This window comes from Arthrobacter sp. P1_B4, assembly GCF_056406555.1.
Genome location: NZ_JBFTZW010000158.1, coordinates 1 through 3,492 on the forward strand (window position 1 = coordinate 1; position 3,492 = coordinate 3,492).

A 3,492-nucleotide genomic window follows, 5' to 3' on the forward strand; every position below is an offset into this window, starting at 1 on the left:
GACGAGGACGTCCCCGCCGCGCCGCCGGCCCCGGCGGACGCCCAGGCGTCGGCAGCCACCCAGGGCGTCGATGATCTCCTCGATGAGATCGACGGCGTGCTGGAGTCCAACGCCGAGGAATTCGTGCGCGCATTCGTCCAAAAGGGCGGCCAGTAGGAGCGCCGCCGGCCGCCGGATGAGGGCGGCGGGAGGGGCTAAGGGCCGGAAGAGTCGTTGATCCACCACGTTGAGGGAGAGCGTTAGTGCAGGAAACAACAGCCAACCGAGTAGCAGCCAACGCGACGTCCTCATTCACCGAGCATCTGCAGCGCGAACGGCCCGATTTGATGCCCTTCGGCCAAGTGCCTTTCAACCAGTTGCCCGCCGGCGGGCACGCCAGCCAGCCAGGAGCATCGCTGCAGGCCCCGCACGGGACCACGATCGTGGCGATGACCTACGCCGGGGGCGTGCTGATGGCCGGGGACCGCCGCGCCACCATGGGCAACGTGATCGCGAGCCGGCACATCGAGAAGGTCTTTCCCGCCGACCAGTATTCAGTGCTGGGCATTGCCGGGACCGCCGGCATCGCCCTGGACATCACCAGGCTGTTCCAGGTTGAACTCGAACACTACGAGAAGATCGAGGGCACCCTCCTGAGCCTGGACGGGAAAGCGAACCGGCTCGGCGCCATGGTCCGCGGCAACCTGCCCATGGCCATGCAGGGCCTCGCCGTCGTGCCCCTGTTCGCGGGATTCGACCGGCCCGCAGGTTTCGGCCGGCTCTTCTCCTACGACGTCACGGGCGGCCGCTACGAGGAACAGGAGCACCACGCGGTGGGATCCGGTTCGATGTTCGCCCGCGGCGCGCTGAAGAAACTCTGGCGTCCCGGCCTCTCGGAGCAGGACGCCGTGGCGGTCGCCGTCGAGGCCCTGTACGACGCCGCCGACGACGACTCCGCCACAGGCGGGCCGGACCCCGTCCGGCAGCTATGGCCGGTGGTGTACATCGTGAACCGGACAGGCGCCTTCCGGATCCCGGACCGCGACCTTGCCGCCGTGGCCGGCCGCGTCATCGAATCCCGCACCGTCGCCCAGCGGGAGGCCTGAGATGACCCAGCAGTTCTATGTATCTCCCGAACAACTGATGAAGGACCGTGCGGATTTCGCACGGAAGGGCATCGCCCGCGGACGTTCGGTGGTGGTCATCAGTTGCCGGGACGGGATCGCCCTCGTGGCGGAGAACGCGTCCCCGTCGCTGCACAAGATCGGCGAGATCTACGACAAAATCGCGTTCGCGGCCGTCGGGAAGTACAACGAGTTTGAGAGCCTGCGGCAAGCCGGGGTGCGGTATGCCGATGTCCGGGGCTATTCCTACGACCGCGAGGACGTCACAGCCCGCGGCCTCGCCAGCGTGTACGCACAAAGCCTCGGCGCGGTGTTTACGGCCGAACAGAAACCCTTCGAGGTCGAACTGGCCGTGGCCGAAGTCGGCCAGGCCCAGGAGGCGGACCATCTGTACCGGCTGACCTTTGACGGGTCCATCGCCGACGAGCACGGCTTTATTGTGATGGGCGGCCAGGCGGACAAGGTCTCCGAGGCTGTCGCGGCGGGCTGGCAGGGCGAACTCGACTTCGCGGGCGCCATCCGGCTGGCCCTCGCCGGGCTCGTGGCGGACAAGGAAACCACCACCCTGCCCGTATCCGCACTGGAAGTTGCGGTACTGGACCGGGCATCGGAAAGCGGCCGCGGCACCCGCCGGGCGTTCCGCCGGCTCGAGGACCCGGACATCGTGGCATTGCTGGCTGAGGAGAAGTGAGATGGACAAGCGCATATTCGGCATCGAAACCGAATTCGGAATTTCCTATTCAAGCCCGGAGTCCCGGCCGCTGGCACCGGAGGAAGTAGCCCGCTACCTCTTCCGCAAGGTGGTCAGCTGGGGACGGTCCTCCAACGTCTTCCTGACCAACGGCTCGCGCCTTTACCTGGACGTCGGGTCGCACCCGGAATACGCCACCGCCGAGTGCGACGACCTCGCCCAGCTGATAGCCCATGACCGTGCCGGGGAGCTGATCCTGTGCGACCTCGTAGACGAAGCCCAGGAACGGCTGGCGGCGGAGGGATTCAACGGCACCGTATACCTGTTCAAGAACAACACAGACTCGGCCGGGAACTCCTACGGCAGCCACGAAAACTACCTCATCCCGCGGCGCGGCGAATTTTCCCGGCTCGCGGAAATCCTCATCCCGTTCCTCGTGACCCGCCAGTTGATCGCCGGGGCCGGCAAGATCCTCAAGACCCCGCACGGGGCGACCTTCGCGTTCTCCCAGCGGGCCGACCACATCTGGGAAGGCGTCTCCTCCGCCACCACCCGCTCCAGGCCCATCATCAACACCCGGGACGAGCCGCACGCGGACGCCGAGTTCTACCGGCGCCTGCACGTGATCGTGGGCGACTCCAACATGTCCGAAACAACGGCGCTGCTCAAGATCGGCACGGTGGACCTGATCCTGCGGATGATCGAGGCCGGGGTGATCATGCGCGACATGCGGATGGAGAACCCGATCCGCAGCATCCGGGAAATCTCCCACGACCTCAGCGGCCGGGCGCTGGTCCGGCTCGCCAACGGCCGGCAGCTCACGGCCCTGGAAATCCAGCGCGAATACCTGGGCAAGGTGACCGCGTTCGTGGCCGAACACGGCGCGCACAACCCCCACGTGCCGCTGATCCTGGACCTCTGGGAGCGCACGCTGGACGCCATCGAAAGCGGCGACACGAGCACGATCGATACCGAAGTGGACTGGGCCATCAAGAAGAAGCTCATGGACAACTACCGGGTACGGCACGGGCTGGGCCTTGACGCTCCCAGGATTGCGCAGCTGGACCTGACCTACCACGACATTTCCCGTGGCCGCGGCCTCTTCTACCTGCTCCAGGCCCGCGGGGCCGTGCGCCGGGTGGTGGACGACACCGCGGTCAAGGACGCGGTGGATGCCCCGCCGCAGACCACGCGCGCCAAACTCCGCGGCGACTTCGTCCGGCGCGCCCAGGAACTCGGCCGCGACTACACCGTGGACTGGGTCCATCTGAAGCTGAACGACCGCGCCCACCAGACCATTCTGTGCAAGGATCCCTTCCGGAGCGTGGACGAACGGGTGGATGCGCTGCTGGACTCGATGGGCTGATACCCAGCTTCGCACGTTATTCTGGGGTAGGGCCGCCCTGCGGCCGCCGCTTTCTTTGCCACGGGAAACCGAACGGCATTGAGTCCACCCTGCCTCGACGAAAGTTTCCAATTGCGCCGACTACTAGCAATTCTTCTTCCCGGACTGCTGCTGCTGACCGCCTGCGGCGGCAGCGAAGCGCCTCCGGCTCCGGAACCCACCAGCCAGTCCGCGGGTGAGACCGCCAAGCTGGACTCGGTCAAATTGACTGAGAACGGTGACAAGAAGGCCCCAGGCGTCGACTTCACCAAGCCGCTCGACGTCAAGGAACCCACCGTCAAGGTGGTCACCGA

4 protein-coding genes and 1 pseudogene are annotated in these 3,492 nt (G+C 66.4%); all 5 read left to right on the forward strand.

The genetic code is table 11. The features are described from left to right. Positions 1-156 (forward strand): ubiquitin-like protein Pup (locus AC1D1W_RS20170; RefSeq protein WP_476944639.1); only part of this gene is annotated, 156 nt, incomplete at its 5' end. An 86-nt stretch (positions 157-242) separates the two neighbouring features. Continuing rightward, the gene (gene prcB, locus AC1D1W_RS20175; protein ID WP_476944638.1) at positions 243-1,085 is read left to right on the forward strand and encodes a proteasome subunit beta; all 843 of its coding nucleotides are present in this window, start codon (positions 243-245) and stop codon (positions 1,083-1,085) included. 1 nt (position 1,086) lies between these two features. Continuing rightward, on the forward strand, positions 1,087-1,794 hold the full coding sequence (gene prcA / locus AC1D1W_RS20180; protein ID WP_243177607.1) for a proteasome subunit alpha: 708 nt from the start codon (positions 1,087-1,089) through the stop codon (positions 1,792-1,794). A 1-nt stretch (position 1,795) separates the two neighbouring features. Next, entirely contained in the window at positions 1,796-3,160 is a 1,365-nt protein-coding gene (gene pafA, locus AC1D1W_RS20185) for a Pup--protein ligase (RefSeq protein WP_243177605.1), read from the forward strand. Between the two features lie 111 nt (positions 3,161-3,271). Then, positions 3,272-3,492, forward strand: a pseudogene (locus AC1D1W_RS20190) (FKBP-type peptidyl-prolyl cis-trans isomerase); the annotation flags it as partial.